This is a genomic window from Halorarum sp. SLYT50 (genome assembly GCF_059821265.1).
The window spans coordinates 1,240,388-1,257,524 of sequence record NZ_CM187555.1; the positions used below are offsets into that span (position 1 = coordinate 1,240,388).

At 71.2% G+C, this 17,137-nt stretch carries 19 protein-coding genes and 1 pseudogene; 7 read left to right on the top strand and 13 right to left on the bottom strand.

Going from position 1 to position 17,137, the window contains the following annotated elements; genetic code table 11:
* Nucleotide 1: 1 nt before the first annotated feature.
* A complete protein-coding gene (locus tag AC6RUA_RS06590; RefSeq protein ID WP_499815137.1) occupies nt 2-187 on the bottom strand; it encodes a hypothetical protein in 186 nt (61 codons plus the stop codon).
* A gap of 98 nt (nt 188-285) precedes the next feature.
* Here AC6RUA_RS06590 and AC6RUA_RS06595 point away from each other — a divergent pair, with 98 nt between their 5' ends.
* Entirely contained in the window at nt 286-690 is a 405-nt protein-coding gene (locus tag AC6RUA_RS06595) for a hypothetical protein (RefSeq protein ID WP_499815138.1), read from the top strand.
* 67 nt (nt 691-757) lie between these two features.
* Here the strand turns inward: AC6RUA_RS06595 and AC6RUA_RS06600 are convergent, their stop codons facing one another.
* Genes AC6RUA_RS06600 through AC6RUA_RS06615 form a run of 4 tightly spaced genes read right to left on the bottom strand, consistent with a single transcriptional unit; the run spans nt 758 to nt 6,155 of the window.
* Nucleotides 758-1,756 carry a cytochrome b/b6 domain-containing protein gene (locus AC6RUA_RS06600; protein WP_499815139.1) on the bottom strand — a complete coding sequence of 333 codons (999 nt, stop codon included), beginning with the start codon at nt 1,754-1,756 and terminating at the stop codon, nt 758-760.
* Nucleotides 1,753-2,205 carry a hypothetical protein gene (locus AC6RUA_RS06605; RefSeq protein ID WP_499815140.1) on the bottom strand — a complete coding sequence of 151 codons (453 nt, stop codon included), beginning with the start codon at nt 2,203-2,205 and terminating at the stop codon, nt 1,753-1,755. Before AC6RUA_RS06605 ends, AC6RUA_RS06600 begins: the two co-directional genes overlap by 4 nt.
* A complete protein-coding gene (locus AC6RUA_RS06610; protein ID WP_499815141.1) occupies nt 2,202-2,888 on the bottom strand; it encodes a 4Fe-4S dicluster domain-containing protein in 687 nt (228 codons plus the stop codon). Before AC6RUA_RS06610 ends, AC6RUA_RS06605 begins: the two co-directional genes overlap by 4 nt.
* A gap of 3 nt (nt 2,889-2,891) precedes the next feature.
* Entirely contained in the window at nt 2,892-6,155 is a 3,264-nt protein-coding gene (locus tag AC6RUA_RS06615; protein ID WP_499815142.1) for a formate dehydrogenase subunit alpha, read from the bottom strand.
* Between the two features lie 184 nt (nt 6,156-6,339).
* Between AC6RUA_RS06615 and AC6RUA_RS06620 the strand changes: the two genes are divergently transcribed.
* Both AC6RUA_RS06620 and AC6RUA_RS06625 read left to right on the top strand, forming a co-directional pair.
* Nucleotides 6,340-8,463, top strand: a complete 2,124-nt coding sequence (locus AC6RUA_RS06620) for a 4Fe-4S dicluster domain-containing protein (protein ID WP_499815143.1) — start codon at nt 6,340-6,342, stop codon at nt 8,461-8,463.
* Complete coding sequence (locus AC6RUA_RS06625; RefSeq protein WP_499815144.1) at nt 8,460-9,092, top strand: TorD/DmsD family molecular chaperone; 633 nt, start codon at nt 8,460-8,462, stop codon at nt 9,090-9,092. The genes AC6RUA_RS06620 and AC6RUA_RS06625 overlap by 4 nt, the downstream gene beginning before the upstream one ends.
* 73 nt (nt 9,093-9,165) lie before the next feature.
* Here AC6RUA_RS06625 and AC6RUA_RS06630 read toward each other — a convergent pair whose 3' ends face one another.
* Nucleotides 9,166-9,438: a hypothetical protein gene (locus AC6RUA_RS06630; protein ID WP_499815145.1), complete on the bottom strand. Its 273-nt coding sequence runs from the start codon at nt 9,436-9,438 to the stop codon at nt 9,166-9,168.
* Nucleotides 9,431-9,751, bottom strand: a complete 321-nt coding sequence (locus AC6RUA_RS06635; protein WP_499815146.1) for a hypothetical protein — start codon at nt 9,749-9,751, stop codon at nt 9,431-9,433. The genes AC6RUA_RS06630 and AC6RUA_RS06635 overlap by 8 nt, the downstream gene beginning before the upstream one ends.
* 362 nt (nt 9,752-10,113) lie before the next feature.
* Between AC6RUA_RS06635 and AC6RUA_RS06640 the strand changes: the two are divergent.
* Nucleotides 10,114-11,228 (top strand): annotated as a pseudogene (locus AC6RUA_RS06640) (DUF7405 family protein).
* 39 nt (nt 11,229-11,267) lie between these two features.
* Here the strand turns inward: AC6RUA_RS06640 and AC6RUA_RS06645 are convergent.
* The 6 genes from AC6RUA_RS06645 to AC6RUA_RS06670 form a co-directional block, all read right to left on the bottom strand.
* Nucleotides 11,268-11,426: a hypothetical protein gene (locus AC6RUA_RS06645; RefSeq protein WP_499815147.1), complete on the bottom strand. Its 159-nt coding sequence runs from the start codon at nt 11,424-11,426 to the stop codon at nt 11,268-11,270.
* A 69-nt stretch (nt 11,427-11,495) separates the two neighbouring features.
* Complete coding sequence (locus AC6RUA_RS06650) at nt 11,496-11,852, bottom strand: hypothetical protein (RefSeq protein ID WP_499815148.1); 357 nt, start codon at nt 11,850-11,852, stop codon at nt 11,496-11,498.
* Nucleotides 11,852-11,989 carry a hypothetical protein gene (locus tag AC6RUA_RS06655; protein WP_499815149.1) on the bottom strand — a complete coding sequence of 46 codons (138 nt, stop codon included), beginning with the start codon at nt 11,987-11,989 and terminating at the stop codon, nt 11,852-11,854. The genes AC6RUA_RS06650 and AC6RUA_RS06655 overlap by 1 nt, the downstream gene beginning before the upstream one ends.
* Before the next feature lie 6 nt (nt 11,990-11,995).
* Entirely contained in the window at nt 11,996-12,283 is a 288-nt protein-coding gene (locus tag AC6RUA_RS06660; protein WP_499815150.1) for a hypothetical protein, read from the bottom strand.
* A 58-nt stretch (nt 12,284-12,341) separates the two neighbouring features.
* Entirely contained in the window at nt 12,342-13,184 is an 843-nt protein-coding gene (locus AC6RUA_RS06665) for a DUF7124 domain-containing protein (protein WP_499815151.1), read from the bottom strand.
* Nucleotides 13,177-15,006: an aldehyde ferredoxin oxidoreductase family protein gene (locus AC6RUA_RS06670; RefSeq protein WP_499815152.1), complete on the bottom strand. Its 1,830-nt coding sequence runs from the start codon at nt 15,004-15,006 to the stop codon at nt 13,177-13,179. The genes AC6RUA_RS06665 and AC6RUA_RS06670 overlap by 8 nt, the downstream gene beginning before the upstream one ends.
* Before the next feature lie 84 nt (nt 15,007-15,090).
* Here AC6RUA_RS06670 and mobA point away from each other — a divergent pair, with 84 nt between their 5' ends.
* The 3 genes from mobA (at nt 15,091) to yqeC (ending at nt 17,078) form a co-directional block, all read left to right on the top strand.
* The gene (gene mobA / locus AC6RUA_RS06675) at nt 15,091-15,735 is read left to right on the top strand and encodes a molybdenum cofactor guanylyltransferase (protein WP_499815153.1); all 645 of its coding nucleotides are present in this window, start codon (nt 15,091-15,093) and stop codon (nt 15,733-15,735) included.
* A gap of 93 nt (nt 15,736-15,828) precedes the next feature.
* A complete protein-coding gene (locus AC6RUA_RS06680) occupies nt 15,829-16,341 on the top strand; it encodes a redoxin domain-containing protein (protein WP_499815154.1) in 513 nt (170 codons plus the stop codon).
* Nucleotides 16,338-17,078: a selenium cofactor biosynthesis protein YqeC gene (yqeC, locus tag AC6RUA_RS06685; protein ID WP_499815155.1), complete on the top strand. Its 741-nt coding sequence runs from the start codon at nt 16,338-16,340 to the stop codon at nt 17,076-17,078. The genes AC6RUA_RS06680 and yqeC overlap by 4 nt, the downstream gene beginning before the upstream one ends.
* Nucleotides 17,079-17,137 lie beyond the last annotated feature (59 nt).

A 17,137-nucleotide genomic window follows, 5' to 3' on the forward strand; every position in this document is an offset into this window, starting at 1 on the left:
GTTACGCGACGAGCAGGATGCTGACGACCAGCGCGGCGACGAACAGCACGACCGCGGCGGCGGTCAACCCGAGCCTGCGCGTGTCGTCGCCCTCCGGACCGCGCGTGACGTACACCGTTCCGACCATGCCCACGACCGCCGCGAGCAGGATGAGCACGCTGTACACGAGGTCGAGTGCCTTGGCCATGGTTCCCGATTACCGCGTTCGCTATTAAATTCCGGCGGCGGACCGCGGGACGTCGCGAGTGGCAAACGTATATCCGCGGCCACCGCCGAGTCGGCGGTATGCGGATGGAACTGCGGGTCTGCAAGCACTGTTACGAGGGCGAGCACGGCAACCCGAGCAAGACGGAGGTGACGAAGGACATGGTGCAGTGCGCCGAGACGGTCCGCGAGTACAAGGACCTCATCGGACTGGACGCCATCTACATCACCATGGTCGGCGAGGGCGACACCGGCGGCGCGGAGGCGCTCCCGGTCATCGTCGCCTCCATCGACGACAACCAGATTCAGCTCTCGGACACCCAACTGGTGATGGAGGACGACGACGGCAACATGCTCGTCTACCCGGAGCCGAAGGACATCCTCGAGGTGCTCACCCGGAACGTCGAACAGGCGAACACCCACACGAACAACGACGTGCGCGTCGACCTCACCGAGGAGAGTCTGAACCTCGGCGTCAGTCGGTAGACGCGGGACGCGAGCGTCGAGGGACGGGAGCGGAAGCCGGGTTCGGACCCGAGACCGCCGGAGCCAGTTACTCGTCCCCGACGCGGCCGCCGTCGGTCGCGGCGGTCGTCGACTCGTCGGCCTCGAGCCTGCGCTCCCACCGCACGCGCAGCAGGTTGCCGTACATCTGTAACACCATGCCGAGGAACAGCACGAACACCCCGGCGTTGATACCGACCGTGAGCAGCAGGTTCGTCGGGCCGCCGCCGACCGCGAGTTCGCGCGGGACCGGGTAACCCTCGTCGAACAGGCTGCCGATGAGCACCGCGGTGATGCCGATGACCGTCAGCGCGCCGACGACCGTCGAGGCGGTCATCCACGTCGGCGACAGCGGGAGGCGCTCGATGCCGGTCCCGTCGGTGTCGCCGTGGTACTCCGGTATCATCGAACGCGGGATGAACGCCTTCGCCTCGACCGGGTAGAAGGCGGGGTGGAACCCGTGCTCGAAGATGTGGAACATCACGCCCATCAGCATGATGACGCCGAGCAGGCCGTGGAACGTGACGAACGCCGCCGCGGCCGTCTTGGTCGCCAGCAGTTCCATCACGCCGGTCTTGCTCCAGATGAGCACGCCCGAGATGGAGAGGAAGGTGAGTTCGGCCGCGAAGATGAAGACGACGCCCTTCCCGACGTAGGTCAACAGCGGCACCTCCTCGGCCGTCCCGCCCGCGAACTGGCGGGCGTTCGGGTGTCGCTCGTCGGCGTTCCCCAGCAGGAACTGTACGTCCTGGACGAACGCGTCGACGTCGTCTCGGGTCGGGAGGATCTCGCCGAAGTTGCTCCGTCCGGTTCCGGTGGTGACCATCATCAGCATCCAGAAGACGATGAGCGCGAGCAGGCCGCCCCCGGCGACGCGGTGGACGGCCGAGACGCCGGCGTTGCCGCCCATCAGCCCGACCAGCCACCAGAGCTCGTCGTTGAACATCATGCCGTACCCCGAGAAGAACAGCACGAACACGTCGAGCGCGAGCAGCGTGTGGAACCACGTCGTCATCCGGGTGAACTTCCCGTGGTCGAGCGTGGTCACGGCTCACCACCCCCCTCTCGCTCGCGGGTCGCGTCGCTCGCCGCGTCGGCCGCCCGGCCGCCGTTCCGTTCGCGCCCGCCGTCGGCCGCCACCGCGTCCGAGCGCCCGGACGGCTCCGAGTCCATCCGCGCGGCGAGACGGCGGAACGCGCCCCAGTGGAGGAACACCATGAACAGGATGAACACGCCCATGATGACGTCCGCCGCGTGCGTCAGCGCGATGAGGAAGTCGAGCCACGCGATCTGGTTCCCCTGCGTCCAGTCGGCGCCGACGCCCGCGTTCGCGCCGTCGGCGACGGGCGCGATGCGGAACAGTTGCTCGTAGAACGGACCGAACCCCGACGCCCACCAGAGCACGAGCAGCGTCACCGCGATCGCGACGACCGCGTTGATTCCGATGGCGAGGCGGCTGTACCCCTCCGTGTGGGGCAGGTGGTCGCGGTAGCTCACTGGTCGAACACCTGCGCGTCCTCCTCACCGAACACGATGTCCATGGCGACGTCGTTGAAGAACGGAGAGGAACCGCGTTCCTCCAGTTCGTCCGCGATCTCGCCGGCGTCGCCCACGAGGATGGCGTCGGTCGCGCACTCCTCGGCGCAGGCGGGGCCCTTGCCGACGTCCTGGCGCTCCTCGCACATCGTGCACTTGTCCATCGTCCCGCCGTTGCCGAAGATGCTCGCCGCGCCGTCGTTCGACTCGGGGAACTGCGGCGCGCCGAACGGGCACGCCGACAGGCAGTACTGACAGCCGACGCAGAGGTTGTCGCGCACGTCGACGAACCCGTCCTCCTTCTTGATGAGCGAGTCCGTCGGGCAGACGGAGACGCACGGCGCGTTCTCGCAGTGGTAACACTGCATCGGGATGGACGTCTCGCCGGGGGAGGCGTTCTGTTGTCCGAGCGCGCCCGCGCTGTCGGCGTTGTACTCCTGGAGCGGTTCCGCCGGTTGGCCCTCCAGCATCGTCGAGATGCTGATGCGCTGTTCGTCGCGGGGGACGTCCCACGTGCGCTTGCACGCGACGACGCACCCGCCGCAGTCGATGCAGGCCTCCACGTCGGGGAAGATGCGAGTACCCTCGCCGGTACTCATCACCCCCTGGCCCATGACCTGGTCTTCCGAGTTGTTTGTCGACATGAGTTATTGCACCGTGTTGTAGTCGCGCACGTCGAAGTCCTTCTGCAGGCCGACGTTCTCGCGGTCCTGCGGGTACTGGTAGCTGTCGATGTCGATGACCCTGTCCGCGAGGCCGCCCTCCTCTATCGGTTGCATCGAGAGGTCGTTCACCACCTGCTGCGTGGCCTTCTGGACGCGGACCATCGCCGCCTTCGTCTCCTGCATCTGCGTCTCCACGTCGTACCCCTTCGAGGTGATGACGTTCACCGAGTCGCCGATGGCGTACGGGACGTGCCCGTCGGGGTACTTGTCCTCGAGCGACCGGCCGCGGAGGATGCCGCCCCAGTGGAACGGGAGGAACGTCTCGTCCGCGTTCGGCCGGTAGGTGACGCGGGCTTTCACCAGGATGGACCCGCGGTCCGTCGTCGAGACTACGACGAGGTCACCCCCGTCCACGTCGAGACGCTCGGCCATGTCCGGGTGAATCTCGGCGTACATGTGCGGCTGGAGGTCGGCGGTGTAGATGTTCGAGCGCGACTCCGCGCCGCCGCCCTGGTGTTCCACCTGCCGACCGGTCGTCATGATGGTCCAGCGCTTCTCGTCCCCCTCGTCGGCGAGTCCGTTGTCCACGAGGCTCTGCATCGCCTCCTGCTGGACCGCCGCGTTGTTCTGGTTCAGCCGGTAGAAGTTGGTCTGTTGCCCGTTGGCGGGCCAGTCTTGCGCCAGGTCCGGCCGGGGGCTCTCGATGGGTTCGCGGTGGACGGGCGTCGTGTCGATGAAGTTCCACACGACCGCCCGCGCCCGCCCGCGTCCCGTCGGCGCGTCCGGCTGTTTGTAGTCGTACTGCTCGTAGAACGCCTCGTCGAAGCCGGCGTCGTACTGCTCGTTCATCGCCACCGCCGTGTCGTACACCGACATGTCCTCCCGGAGCGCGTACTCGTACGGGAGCGTCAGCGCGTCGGGGTTCGACACGTCGTCCGGCAGCGTCGTCGCGAACCCGGGGTACTGCGGGACGCCCCGTATCTCCCCGTCCCACCAGTCGGGTTCGTACGGCGCGCGGAGCATGTTCAGCGCGTCCTCGCCGCCCTGGTCGTACGTCTCCTGCAGCGGGTACGACTGGTCGGTGTCCATCTCCTCCCACTCGTCGGGCGTCGGCGCCTGCACGCCCCAGCGGGCGCGGAAGTCCTGTCCGCCGTTGCGCGGGTCGAGGTCGTCGTTCCAGATGATGGGCGTCCCGGGGTGGCCCTCGCCCCAGCACGGCCACGGGAGCATCCAGTAGTCGCCGTCGACCGGCGACCCCGGGAGGTCCGCCTGCAGGTCCTCGGCGGAGAACGCGTGGTCGTACTCCAGGTGCTGCTGGAGGCGCTCGGGGTCCTGGCAGTAGCCGATGGTCCGGACGCCGAGGTTCACCTCGCGGAGACACTGCTCGTAGGTGGACTTGCCGTTGTACATCCCGGTGCCGCTCCCCCAGTCGAAGTGGTCGCCGAAGCCGAGTCCGTCGGCCAGTTCCTGCATGATCTGCAGGTCGGGCTTCGAGTTGTGGCTCGGCGGGCGGACCGGTTCGGACCACTGAACCGACCGGTGAGAGTTCGTCACCGACCGGTGGTGCTCGTACTGGCTCGACGCGGGCAGCACGACGAGTTCGGTGTCCTCCAGGTCGGGGAGCACCGAGGCGACGGAGGGGAACAGGTCGACGACGACGATGAGGTCGAGGTTCTCCATCGCCTCCTTCATCTTCTCCATCTCCGAGATGGAGTTCACCGAGTGCCCCCAGATGACCGCCGCCTTCAGCCGGTTCGGCTGGAACAGCGGCGTCTGGTTCAGGCGCTTCTCCTGCGGGAGCGCCCCCTCGAACCACCGGGCGACGGTGAGGCCGAGCTGGAACATCATCGACCGGGGGCTGGGCCGTTCGCTGTCCGCCTCGCCCCCGCTCTCGCCGTAGTCGACGTACGACCCGGACTGCTCGTAGAGGTCCTCGGGTAACAGGTCGTACTGGTCGAACAGTTCGTCGAACGTCACCTCGCCGGAAGTGAACGGGCTCTTCGTCCACACGTCCGCCCAGTAGCGCCACGACCCGGGCGAAGACACCGAGTAGTACCCCGGCAGGATGTGGCTCGCCACCGCGAGGTCGGTCGCGCCCTGCACGTTGGCGTGCCCGCGCATCACCTGCAGTCCGCCGCCCGACTGGGCCGCGGACCCGGAGCCGAGCGAGGTCAGCGCGTACGACCGGATGTTCTGTGTGCCGTTGTTGTGCTGGGTGCCGCCCATCGCCCACTCGATCTGCATCTTCGGGCTGTGTTCGGCGACGAGGTCGCCCAGTTCCTGCAGTTCCTCGACGGAGAGCCACGTGATGTCCGAGACGGTCTCGAGGTCGTAGTCGTCGAGGTCGTTCTCGACGTCGGGCCACCCCTGCACCCGCTCGGTTATCATCTCGTCGTCGAGTTCGCCGTTGTCGCGGAGGTACTTGATGAGCCCCATCATCAGGGCCACGTCCGTCCCCGGGCGGAGGCGGTAGAAGTAGTCGGCGTGGGCCGCGGTCTTGGTGTACCGCGGTTCGACGACGACGATCTTCCCGCCGCGCTTCTGCCCCTCGAGGATGTGCTGCATCGCGATGGGGTGGGCCTCGGCGGGGTTCTGTCCGATTATCAGATTCATATCGAAGTTCCGATAATCGTTGATGGTGTTCGTCATCGCCCCGTAGCCCCACGTGTTCGCGAGGCCGGCCACAGTCGTCGAGTGGCAGATGCGCGCCTGGTGGTCGCAGTTGTTCGTCCCGTAGAACGACGCGAGTTTGCGGAACGCGTACGCCTCCTCGTTGGAGTGGTGCGCGCTCCCGAGCCACATCACGCTGTCCGGTCCGAACTCCTCTTTGATGCGGGAGAGTTCACCCACGACCCGGTCGTACGCCTGTCCCCACGACAGCTTCGACCACGTCTCACCCGTCTTCGACAGGGGGTGCTTGAGGCGTTTCTCGGAGTGTTCGCTCCCGTAGATGGCCGCCCCTTTCGAACAGAGCGACCCGTTGTTCACGGGGTGTTCGTGCCACGGCTCCTGGCCGACGAACGCGTTCCCGTCGCGTTCGCCCTTGAAGCCGCAGCCGACCGCACAGAAGTTACAGATGGTCTTGGTCAACTCCGTGTGGTCGGTGTCGGTCCCGTCCGCTTCGCCCTCGCTCTGGGCGAGTGCCTGTCCAGCGCCGCCGCCGCCGAGCGCCACTGCACCCGCCAGCGCGCTCGCTTTCATGAACGAACGCCGGTCGAGGTCCAGTGAGACTGGTTCCGTGCTCATTGTGTCATGTTGTCACGCACCACGTTCTACCGGCTATCGAGGGAAACCAACGTGCGGGTTCTCCTTTAATCTTCGCCACGGACGTAACCAAAAATATTAGGCCGGCCTAAGACACGCGGTAACATCGTCCGGGAACTCCGCTCCAGCGTAAGGTATATCGGCGTGACCGCGCTGTCCAAGAGCGATGAACGTCGGGGCATTCGTCTGTTCGTGCGGCGGCACGTGCGACGTCGACCTGGAGGCGGTCCGGGACGGCGTCCGAGACGTGGAGGTGGTCGCGTCCTCGGAGACGCTGTGTCGCGACGCGCTCCCGGCGGTCGACGGGCTGATAGACGAGTACGAACTCGACCAGTTGGTCGTGACCGCCTGCGACGACGGCTGCCGCGATAGGTTCCGAGGGCTCGTCGACGAGAAGGACCTCCACCCCGACGCCGCCGCGTTCGTCGGCCACCGCGAGGAGGCCGGGTGGGTCCACGACCGGGCGGACGCCACCGACAAGACCGCGCGGCTGGTGAACGCCCGACGAACCGGCCTCGACCACGAGGCCCCCTCGCGCTCCGTCTCGCGGGAGGCGGGCGAGCGGGTGGCGGTCGTCGGCGACGCCGAGACGGCCGCGGCGCTCGCGGACACCGCCGACGTGACGCTCGTCGCGGACGGCCGCGAGTACGCGGACGCGGACGTCGACCTCTCGGACGTCGACGTCGAACGCGGCCGGGTCGCGGGCGTCGACGGCCGGTTCGGCGAGTTCACGCTCACGCTGGAGGCGCGCGTCACCGAGGACTGCATCTCCTGTCTGAAGTGCGTCCGCGAGGGACCCGACGGGATGGTGACGCGCCGCCCCGTCGACGTCCACCCGGACGCGCCCGACGGCGAGTGGACCGACTGCTGCCCGACCGACGCCATCGACCTCTCGGGCGTCGAGCGCGCGCTCGACGCCGACCAGGTGGTCCACCCCGCGGGGACCGAGACGGCCCGCGGCGGTCGCCTCGGCTACTACACCGGCCCGGTCGACGCCGCGACGGTGGCCGCGGTCGAGTCGCTGCTCGGCGGGGTGGAGAAGCCGAAGCACCTCGACCTGGACATGGAGGTGTGCGCCGCCGGCGAGTCGAGCCAGGAGGGGTGTACCGCCTGCACGGACGCCTGCCCGCACGGCGCGGTGGAGCGACCCGCGCCCGACGAGGTGGAGTTCGACCTCGTGGCGTGTCAGGACTGCGGGGCGTGCACCTCGGAGTGCCCGACCGGCGCGGTGACGCTGCGCGAGCCGTCGAACGAGCGGCTGGCGCGGGAAGTGGAGGCGCTGCTCGACCGCGAGACCGACGAGGGCGGCTGGCTGTTCGGCGGCTCGGAGGGCATCGACACGCCCGTCGTCGCGTTCGTCTGCTCGGAGTACGCCGCCGAGGCGCTCCGCGAGTACGGCCGCCGGGCGGCCGCCGGCGACGACTACGCGTACGCGCCGATTCTCCCGGTCCGGGTCAACTGCACCGACACGGTCGGCGAGGCGCACGCGCTCCACGCGCTCGCGGCGGGCGCGGACGGCGTCGCCGTCGTCGGCTGCGGGGACTCGTGTCTCCACTCCGGTCCCGACCCGAAGGCCGACCTGGTCGAGCGACTCAACGCGGCGACCGGTGACCTGGGACTGGGCGAGCGGGTCGCGTTCCTCGCGCCCGACCCCGCGGACCCCGACGGGTTCGCCGCCGACCTCGACTCCTTCGTCTCGGGGCTCGACGCGACGCCCGTCCCCGAGGGCGAGCACCGCTCGACGGGCGTGATTCGGGAGGGGAAGCCGAACCCCGAGTACAACACCCACGACTGGGCGCTCGAGTCCGTCCGCCGCGTCGTCGAGTTCACCGAACCGGAGCGCGACGTGATTCGGGGGCTGGAGACGTTCGGCCTGATGGAAGTGTCCGAGGCCTGTAACCTCACGCCCACGTGTTCGACGCTGTGCCCGACCGACGCCATCCGCCGGACCGACGACGGGAACCTCCAGTTCGCCCACGAGGACTGCGTCAACTGCGGGCTCTGCGAAGAGGGCTGCCCCGAGACGGCCATCACCATGGAGACGGGCCTCGACCTCGCGCGACTGCCCGAGAACCGGCCGGACGCCGTCGACCCCCGCTGGGAGACGGTGTACGAGGGCGAGATGCTGGAGTGCGTCAACTGCGGCAAACCGTTCACGAGCGCGGAGTCCGCCGCGCACATCGAGTCCGAGGTGGGCGACCTCGTGGCGGGCGTCGCCCCCGACAGCGAGCACAGCGTCTTCGAGTACTGCGCCGACTGCCGCGCCACGCTCCTCTTCGACAACGCATGAGCACAGACGACATCGCCGTGTACGACGCCCGCATCGAACTCGTCGACTTCCTCGTCGAGGTGTTCCACGACGCCCCATCCGAGGCGTTCGTCGAGCGCCTCCTCTCGGGGGACGTGGTGACCCCCGACGCCGAGGTGAACGACCGACTCGACGCCGGGTTCGACCGCCTCCGTCGGTTCGTCGCCGAGAACGAGGACCGCGACCCGGCGGCGGTCCACGCGGACCTGAACCGCGAGTACACGGACGTGTTCGTCGGACCGCGTCCGCCCGTCCTGCTCCACGAGACGTACTACCGCGAGGACACCGACTTCATCGGCGAGGGACTCGCCGAGGTGGAGTCGAGTTACTCGGCCGCCGGCTGGACCCCGCCCGAGGAGTACGGCGAGGAGAACGACTTCCTCGCGGTCGAACTCGCGTTCCTCCGCTGGCTGGTCGACCGCCAGCGGTCGGGGGCCGAGGAGGCGTTCGGCTACGAACGCGTCTTCCTCGACCAGCACCTCCTGCGGTGGGCGGAGGCCGCGGCCGACGACATCGAGGCCGAGACGGACAACGACCTGTTCCTCGCGGCCGCGGACGTGCTCGTCGGCGTCTGCGCGTTCGAGGACGAACTGGTCGCACAGATGGTCTGACGCTCGAGCGGTCGGAACGCCGAGACCCGACGCGCCCCCGTGCCCCATCGCGTCCGTCCCGGTGACGCCGGCCCTAGACGTCGGTCTCCGCGCCCGCGGCGTAGACGAGACCGAACCCCGACGCGACCGACAGCCCGAAGAACGCCACCGCGACGGGCGTCCCCACGGCCATCGCCTGCTCCATGAAGAAGTACGCCCCCCAGTTCTTGACCGACTCGGCGGAGACGGCGGCCGCCGCGACGCCGAGCACCGAGCAGAGGAGTCCGGCGAACGAGACGACCGCGAACCAGCGGAGCAGCCGAACGCTCGACGGCCGCGAGGGGGAGAGTTTACGGAGTTTACGCATCGAACACCACCCGGGCGGTGAACGAGACGGCGAGCAACGGCACGAGCGCGACCAGCAGCACGCCGATGAAGACGCCCATGTAGCTGATGGTCGATTCGAGGTGGATGGCCCAGTGCCACGTCCCCTTCAGTTCGGCGATGACCGCGACGGTGCCGACGACGAGCACCGAGAGGCCGACGAGCGCCGCGAGCAGGTACGTCGCCACGCGGACCCAGTAGAGCGCCCGCGACGCCGTCTCGGGTCCGTCGGTCCCGTCGTGGTCGGAGGCGACGCGTCCCTCTCCGACGTCGCTCCCGACCGACTCGCTGCTCACCGTCGCTCACCCCCTCGTCCCGTTGCGGGCCGTCGTACGCGCAGTACGCGTCGTAGGCGGCGACCGCGAGCACCGCGACGCCGACCGCGATGACGCCCAGCGCCGTCCCCGGCGCGAGCGGGAGGTTCAACCCGGCGTGGAGCGGCAGGCCCATGACGTGTGGTATCGGGCGCTACGGAACCAAAGCGTTTGTCCCGACGCTCGACGCGGAGTCGTCACGCTCGGTGGGCGAACGGCTTTTGCGTACGTGCGCCCTTCATCCTCCGATGCGGTCACGACGGAACCTGCTCGGGAGACTGACCGCGGCGGCGGGACTGGGCGTCGCGGGCTGCGTGAGTACCGCCGCCCCGCCGGGACTGGACATGGACGCGAATCCCGCCCGGGTTCCCAGCCGTCAGTTCGCGCAGACGGGCCACCTGCGAACCGACGCCGACGGGAACGACCTCCAGGCGCGGTACCGGCGCGTGCTGCTGCTCGACCTGCAACGCGAGCCGTCCCGGGCGGCCGCGCGCGACGTCGAGCGGGCGCTCCGGTCGGTCGAGGCCGCCTACGACTGGGCGCCGGACGGCCTGTTCCACTCGCTCGCGTGGGGGTCGAACTACTTCGCGGACAACGGCGAACTCGACCGGGTCCCCATCGAGCACCCGCAGGTGCTCTCGCGGACCGACGACCCGGACCTGCTCCGCCCGGACGCCGCGCTCGTACTGGAGTCGGACGTCCCCTCACACCTCGCCGCCGCCGAGTCCGCGCTGTTCGGGAAGCGGTCGACGTTCGGGGGGCGCCGATGGAGGCGGACCTCTCGGGCGTGTTCGTCCGCAGCGAGCGGCGGACGGGCTTTCTCGGCGCCGGCCTGCCCGCCGAGCACGCCGACACGGAGGGGATTCCGAGCGACGCGCTCACGAGCGACGCGCCGATGTTCACGGGCTTCTTCTCCGGGCGGAAGGGGACGCAGGCGAGCGAGGACCGCGTCGCCGTCCCGGACGGCCCGATGGCCGACGGGACGACGATGCACCTCAGCCACCTGACGCTCGACCTGGAGCGCTGGTTCGGCTTCGACGAGGCCGAGCGAGTCAGGCGGATGTTCTCGCCCGACTTCACCCCCGACGACGTGGACGCGCTCGGGACGGACGTGCCGTTCGCCGACCGGGTCGTCGAACACGCCCGCGAGGAGGGGGTGGTCGGCCACCACGAGAAGGTCGCGCGCGTTCGGAGGGACGGCGAGCCGCTCGTGCTCCGGCGCGACTTCAACACCACCGACGGGGGCGTCCCGGGCGTCCACTTCGTCTCCTACCAGCGGAAGCTGGCGCAGTTCCGGCGCACCCGCAAGTCGATGAACGGCTGGTACCTGCGCGACGACCACCCGGACGTGACCGACCGGGAGAACAACGGCATCCTCGACGTGATTCGCGTCCGCTCGCGGGCGAACTTCGTCGTCCCGCCGCGGGAGAAGCGCGCGTTCCCGCTGACGGTCACCTGAGCGGGCGCGACGGTTCCGAGGCCGAGAGCGGAGCCAGGGCTACTCGGGCTGTTCGGGGTCGACGCCTTCCAGGTCGACCTCGCCGTCGACCTCGCCCGGGTTGAGCTGGTGGGGTCCGACCTCGTACTCCCAGACCTCGTACCCCTTGTACTCCTGGAGTCCGCCCTTCGGCCGCCAGCCGGAGTCCTCGTGCGCCATACACACACCGTCCGGCGCCGGACCCTTAGCTGTTGTCCCGGGGAATTCGGTCCCCGGTCCGACCCCTCGTCACTCGGGTGGCGGGGCGTTCGGCGGCCGCCGGGCGTCCCCGTCGAGGAAGACGTTCGAGAACAGGTCCACGTGGAGTTCGAGCAGGTCGGCCGGGTCGAGTCCCGACGCCTCGCTCTGCTCGTCGAGGAACGCCGCGAGGTCGTCGCTCGGCGCGAACCGGACGCGCGCTCGCTCGCCGTCGCCCGCCTCCACCTCGAACGCCACGTCGGTCGCGCCGGAGACGAGGTGCTCCACCTCGAGGAGCGCCTGCTCCACCTTCACCTCCAGCGCGTCCGTCTCGTCCATCATGCGCTGTTCGGCCCACTCGTCGGCGGCGGCGCGGAGGCGGTCGCTCACCGCGAACGACAGCGCCATCAGAACGACACCCCCTCGCCCTCGAACGCCGGCTCCCAGCGGGTCGGGCCGTCACAGACCGGGCACTGCCGCTCGACGGCGCCGCTCGCGTGACCGACGCGGGCCAACTGCCCGCACTCGGTACACTCGTACTGCATCGGGCGCTACCGCTCCTCCTCGGGCGGCCACGGCGACGGCGCCGGCTCCGCCTCGCCGACTTCGCCGAGCATGACGAACAGCATCGCGACCAGACTCACCAGCACGACGATGCCGACGATGCCGGACGCGAGCGACTGGCCGACGAAGTCGCCGACCGCCACCTCGCCCCCGCCGAGCCACGCGCCCTCGATGGTGTCGAACGTCCGGACGGCGATGACGCCCGCCCACAGGCCGAAGGCGACGATCATCGCCGTCAGGTAGCCGCTACGTCGGACGGCGTCACGGATTCCCATGTCACGACGAATCGTCGCGTTCGATGAAAAAACTACTCCCCCGGCGGCTCCGGGGGGCTCACACCGACCGGTCGTCGCTCTCGTCGGCCTCGCCGCCCGTCCCGCCGGTCCCGTCCGCGGTTTCCGACCCCTCCGCACCGTCGACCAGTCGCCAGTCGGCCGCCGCCGCCGCCTCCGCGAGGGGGACGAACTCCCAGCCGGCCGCCTCGGCCCACGCCCGCTCCCCCGCGGACTCGACGCCGACGAGCACCGTGCGCTCGGCGTGGAACATCGAGCGTTCGTCCACCTCGGCCAGCCGCTCGCCCGGGCCGGTCCCGGTGCCGTTGAAGAAGTCGAAGTCGAGTCCGTGGTCGCGCTGGAACTTGTTGAGCACGTGCGCGTCCACGTCCCCCACGAGCCCGCGCCAGTCGGTCCACTGCTGGGCGTCCGCGAGCGCGACGTGGAGGTCGGCGAGCCCCTGGAGCGCGCGGTAGGAGAACGCCATCGTCAGGTCGTCGGCGCCGCCGCCGTGGGGACCCGCCGCCTCTGGTTGCTCCTGCGTCTCCCGCTCGCGCGCGTCCGAGGAGACGCCGCCCGCGCCGCCGCCCTCGACGGGGATGCCGACGGGCTTGTCGTCGTCCGCGTACGGGACTCGCGGCGCGCTCGTGTCGAGGTCCGCGCCCGCGTCCGCGGTGTGCTCCTCCGCCGACGGCTCCTCGTCGGAGGCGGGGCGGGCGGGTGTATCGGCGTCGCCGGTCTCGTCGGTCGGAGCGTCCGGTCCCTCGCGCTCCTCCGCGCCGCCCGCGTCGGTCGGGCCGCCGTCGCCCTCGTCCTTCCAGAACCAGTCCCCCCGGTTGGGACGCTCCGTCTCCTCGGTCCCGTCGTCCACCGCCAGTTCGTCGAGGTCGATTCGGTCAGTCATCGGAGTCTACCTCCCGGGGGTCGCGGCCGTCGGTCCGCCGCTCTGTCGGGTCGTCGGCGTCCGGTCCGTCGTCCCCGTCGGGTCGGTCGCCCCCGTCGAGCGCGTCGGTCGGGAGTCCCAGCCGCTCGCACGTCTCGCGGGTCGGAACCCCCCGCTCGTCCCAGCCGCGGGCGGCGTAGTAGGCGTCGAGGAGGCGCTCGAACCCCTCGGGGTCGAGCGCGCGTCCCGCGGCGGGCGCGTCCTCCCCGGGCAGCGGCTCGGTGAACTGCGGCGGGAGCGCGTCGTCCGCGCGGTCGAACCCCTCGCGGGCGTTGAACAGGCGCACGAGCGTCCACACCCGCTCGCCGACGGTCGGGAGGTCGTCGTGGGGCACCGAGAGCGCGTCGAGCCACTCCGCGCCCAGGTCGCCCCACAGCGCCTCGCCCGCGAAGTCGTCGACCACCAGGCTCCACAGCACCGACCGCGCCGTCTGCGCGCCGAGCACCGCCCGCACCCGGTCGGCCGCGCTCCACTCCGCGCCGAACACCTCCTCCTCGACGGGACGCGCCCGGCGGTGACAGCCGCCCCGGTCGGCGGTGGCGTACGCCAGCGCCATCCCGGGCGCGCCGCGGGGGTCGTACGCGGGCAGTTCCATCGCCTTCACCGTCGGGATGGACGCGTCGCCGCCGCGGCGGGCGGCCGCCTCGTCGACCCCGTCCGCGAGCGCGTCGGCCAGCGGGTCCGCCCGGCGGGCCACCCGTTCGATGAGGTCGCGCGCGGCCGCCTCGTCGCCGAAGTCGAAGCACGCCTCGCCCGCGTCGACCGCCCACGCGACGGCGTTCCCCGCGGTGATGACGTCGACGCCGAGGCGGTCGCAGACGCCGGCGAGCGTCGCCACCGCGTCGAAGTCGTCCACCCCGAGCCCCGCGCCGAGCGTCATCGGCGCGGCCCCCCGCGGCACCGTCTCCCCCTCGTCCGTCTCGACGCGGAAGCCGCCGGGCACCGCCTCGTCCGGGTGTTCGCGCCCGACCGCCGCGGCCGTCGCCGCCTCGATGCCGATTCCCTCCGCGTCCGCCGCCGTCTCCGTCCAGCCCAGCGCCGGGAGGACGCCCACCTCGGCCGCGAAGTCGACGGACTCGAGCGTCTCGCTCGCCGCCTGCCAGCGGCCGGTGTCGTCCGCGGCGTACACCGCCGCGTCGCGCTCGCGTAACTCGACCAGTTCCGGCGGCGTCTCCGGCGCGTCGCCGTGCGCGACGACCGCTTCGAGGTTCTTCGCGCCCATCACCGCGCCCGCGCCGCCGCGGCCGGCGTGGTGGGTGCCCGCGTCGGACGCGATGGTCGCGTAGGCCACCTCGTGTTCGCCCGCGGGGCCGGTGCACGCCACCGCGGCGTCCGGGTACGCCGCGTCCGTCTCGACGGTGTGCGCGCCGTCGACGCCGACCGCCGACTCCAGTCTCGGGTCGCCGTCGCCGACGACGAGCGCCGTCGGTCGGTCGGCCGCGCCCGTGACGAGGACGCCGAGGCAGTCGGGGAGCGACCCGGCCAGCCTGTCGGGGAACGTCCCCCCGGAGTAGGAGTCGAGGAAGCCGCCGGTGAGCGGCGACTTCGTCACCGCGGCGTAGCGCGACTCGCCGGGCAGGTAGCCCGACAGCGGCCCGAGCACGAACCCGAGGAGGTTCTCCGGGCCGCGCGGGTCCGCGCCGGCCGGCAGTTCCTCGTAGAGGTAGCGCGCGCCGAGGCCCTTGCCGCCGAGAAAGCGGCGACGCCACCGCTCGGGCACCCGCTCCCGCTCGACGGTCCCGGCCGAGAGGTCCACCCGGAGGACGCGCGTCCGTCGCTGCATCACCTGTGGGAAGCGGAGCGACGCGAATAAGGGTTGCCACGGCGACCCCGAACCCTTAGGTCCGCGACGGGCCGACGGGGAGGCGTGAGCGACACGCGCTACGCGGTGGTGCTCGCGGGCGGCCGCTCGACCCGGTTCGGCGAGCGCGACAAGGCGGTCGCCCCCCTCGCCGGGACGCCGATGCTCCGCCGGGTCGCCGACCGCCTCGCGGGCGTCACGGCCCGCCTCGTCGTCAACTGTCGGACGGACCAGCGCGAGGCCATCGAGGCGGCGATGGACGGCTACCCCAATCCGGTCCGCTACGCCGAGGACCCCGACCCGGACGCGGGGCCGATGGCGGGCATCGGGACGGGCCTGCGCGCCGTCGCCGACTGGGGCGGGTCGGACGCGCTGGCGTTCGTCGTCGCGTGCGACATGCCGTTCGTCGACCCGGCGCTCGCCTCCCACCTGTTCGAGCGCGCGGCCGACGCGGGCGCCGACGCCGCCGTCCCCCAGTTGGACGACCAGTGGTACCAGACGACCCAGGCGGTGTACCGCGCGGGCCCGATGGCCGACGCCTGCGACGCCGCGCTCGACCGCGGCGACCGGAAGATACTCGCGCCGCTGTTCGACGTCGAGCACGTCGTCGTCCCCGAGTCGGAGGTTCTCGGACGCGCCGACGGCGACACGTTCGAGAACCTCAACACGGAGGCGGAGTTCGAGGCGGCCGACGAGCGACTCCGTGAGTGACGCGGAGAGAGCGAGTCGTGCCGACCCGTCGGGGACCGGATGTGGCCCGCCGGGCGGGCGAAGCGTTTTGCGCGCCGCCCCCGGAGACCGACCATGCTCGAACCCGGCGACACCGCCCCGGCGGTCACCGCGCCGATGGCGACGCCCGCGGCCGCGGCGGCCGCCGACCGCGGCAGCTACACCGGCGACGACGTGGCGACGTTCGACCTGCGCGACGCGCTCGCTGACGGACCGCTCGCGCTCGCGTTCTACCCGGGCGTCTACTCTCGGACGTGCACGGAGGAACTCTGCCGCCTGCGCGACTGGCGGGCGGACCTCGCTGACACCGACGCGCCGACGTACGGCGTCAGCGCCGACACGCCGTGGTCGCTGCTCGCGTTCATCGACGAGTACGACCTCGACTACCCGCTCGTCTCGGGGTTCAACAACTCGGTCGTCGCCGACTTCGGCGTCCGCGTCGCGGACGGCCCGCTCGCGGGCATCGCGCGCCGCGCGGCGTTCGTCGTGGACGGCGACCGGGAGGTCCGCTACGCGTGGAGCGCGAGCGAGCCGATGACGTTCCCCGACACGGACGAACTGGCGGCGGCGGTCGCCGACGCACGATGACCCCCGAGGACGCCCTCCCGGCGGACGGCCTCGTCGCCGTCGTCGGCGCGGGCGGGAAGAAGACCACGCTGTACGCGCTCGCGGCCCGCCTCGACCGCGCCGTCGTCACGGCGACGGTCCGCATCCCCATCTTCGACGACCACGTCGCCCGCGTCGCCGTCACCGACCGACCGGTGGACGCGCTCTCGGACGCGGACGCCGGGTCCGACGACTGGCCGCTCGGACTCGTTCCGGAGCGCGAGCGCGAGGACCGCTACCGCGGGTACGACCCCGCTGTCGTCGCGGACCTGGCGGCCGCTCACGACGGCCCGGTGCTCGTGAAGGCCGACGGCGCGCGGATGCGCGAGTTCAAGGCGCCGAGCGACCGCGAACCGCAGGTGCCCGCGAGCGCCGACGCCGTGGTCCCGGTCGCCTCGGCGCACGCAGTCGGGCGACCGCTCGCGGAGGCGACCGTTCACCGACCGGAGCGCGTGGCGGCGCTCACCGGACTGAGCGAGGGCGACGACGTCACCGCCGAGGCCGTGGGGCGCGTGCTCGCCTCGCCCGAGGGCGGGCTGAAGGGCGTCCCCGACGGGGCGGCGGCCGTCCCGCTGGTGAACAAGGTGGACGACCCGGCGGACGAGCGCGTCGCCCGGGCGGTGGCCGAGGCGGCGCTCGAACACGACGAGTCGGGTCGTATCGACCGGGTCGTGCTCGCGGCGATGGGCGAGGGGCGCGTCGTCGACGTGGTTCGCTGAGCCGCTGCGGCAGAACGGCTCGCCGCCGGCCGCCCCTCACTTCACAGGTTCGGGTGCCC

Excerpts from the sequence above, each read along its gene's own strand:
- AC6RUA_RS06650 (WP_499815148.1), bottom strand. The coding sequence starts at position 11,852 with ATGGCGCTGTCGTTCGCGGTGAGCGACCGCCTCCGCGCCGCCGCCGAC.
- AC6RUA_RS06670 (WP_499815152.1), bottom strand. The coding sequence starts at position 15,006 with ATGCAGCGACGGACGCGCGTCCTCCGGGTGGACCTCTCGGCCGGGACC.
- AC6RUA_RS06680 (WP_499815154.1), top strand. The coding sequence starts at position 15,829 with ATGCTCGAACCCGGCGACACCGCCCCGGCGGTCACCGCGCCGATGGCG.
- AC6RUA_RS06590 (WP_499815137.1), bottom strand. The coding sequence starts at position 187 with ATGGCCAAGGCACTCGACCTCGTGTACAGCGTGCTCATCCTGCTCGCG.
- AC6RUA_RS06610 (WP_499815141.1), bottom strand. The coding sequence starts at position 2,888 with ATGTCGACAAACAACTCGGAAGACCAGGTCATGGGCCAGGGGGTGATG.
- AC6RUA_RS06645 (WP_499815147.1), bottom strand. The coding sequence starts at position 11,426 with ATGGCGCACGAGGACTCCGGCTGGCGGCCGAAGGGCGGACTCCAGGAG.
- AC6RUA_RS06630 (WP_499815145.1), bottom strand. The coding sequence starts at position 9,438 with ATGCGTAAACTCCGTAAACTCTCCCCCTCGCGGCCGTCGAGCGTTCGG.
- AC6RUA_RS06655 (WP_499815149.1), bottom strand. The coding sequence starts at position 11,989 with ATGCAGTACGAGTGTACCGAGTGCGGGCAGTTGGCCCGCGTCGGTCAC.
- AC6RUA_RS06660 (WP_499815150.1), bottom strand. The coding sequence starts at position 12,283 with ATGGGAATCCGTGACGCCGTCCGACGTAGCGGCTACCTGACGGCGATG.
- AC6RUA_RS06595 (WP_499815138.1), top strand. The coding sequence starts at position 286 with ATGCGGATGGAACTGCGGGTCTGCAAGCACTGTTACGAGGGCGAGCAC.
- yqeC (WP_499815155.1), top strand. The coding sequence starts at position 16,338 with ATGACCCCCGAGGACGCCCTCCCGGCGGACGGCCTCGTCGCCGTCGTC.
- AC6RUA_RS06665 (WP_499815151.1), bottom strand. The coding sequence starts at position 13,184 with ATGACTGACCGAATCGACCTCGACGAACTGGCGGTGGACGACGGGACC.
- AC6RUA_RS06625 (WP_499815144.1), top strand. The coding sequence starts at position 8,460 with ATGAGCACAGACGACATCGCCGTGTACGACGCCCGCATCGAACTCGTC.
- AC6RUA_RS06620 (WP_499815143.1), top strand. The coding sequence starts at position 6,340 with ATGAACGTCGGGGCATTCGTCTGTTCGTGCGGCGGCACGTGCGACGTC.
- AC6RUA_RS06615 (WP_499815142.1), bottom strand. The coding sequence starts at position 6,155 with ATGAGCACGGAACCAGTCTCACTGGACCTCGACCGGCGTTCGTTCATG.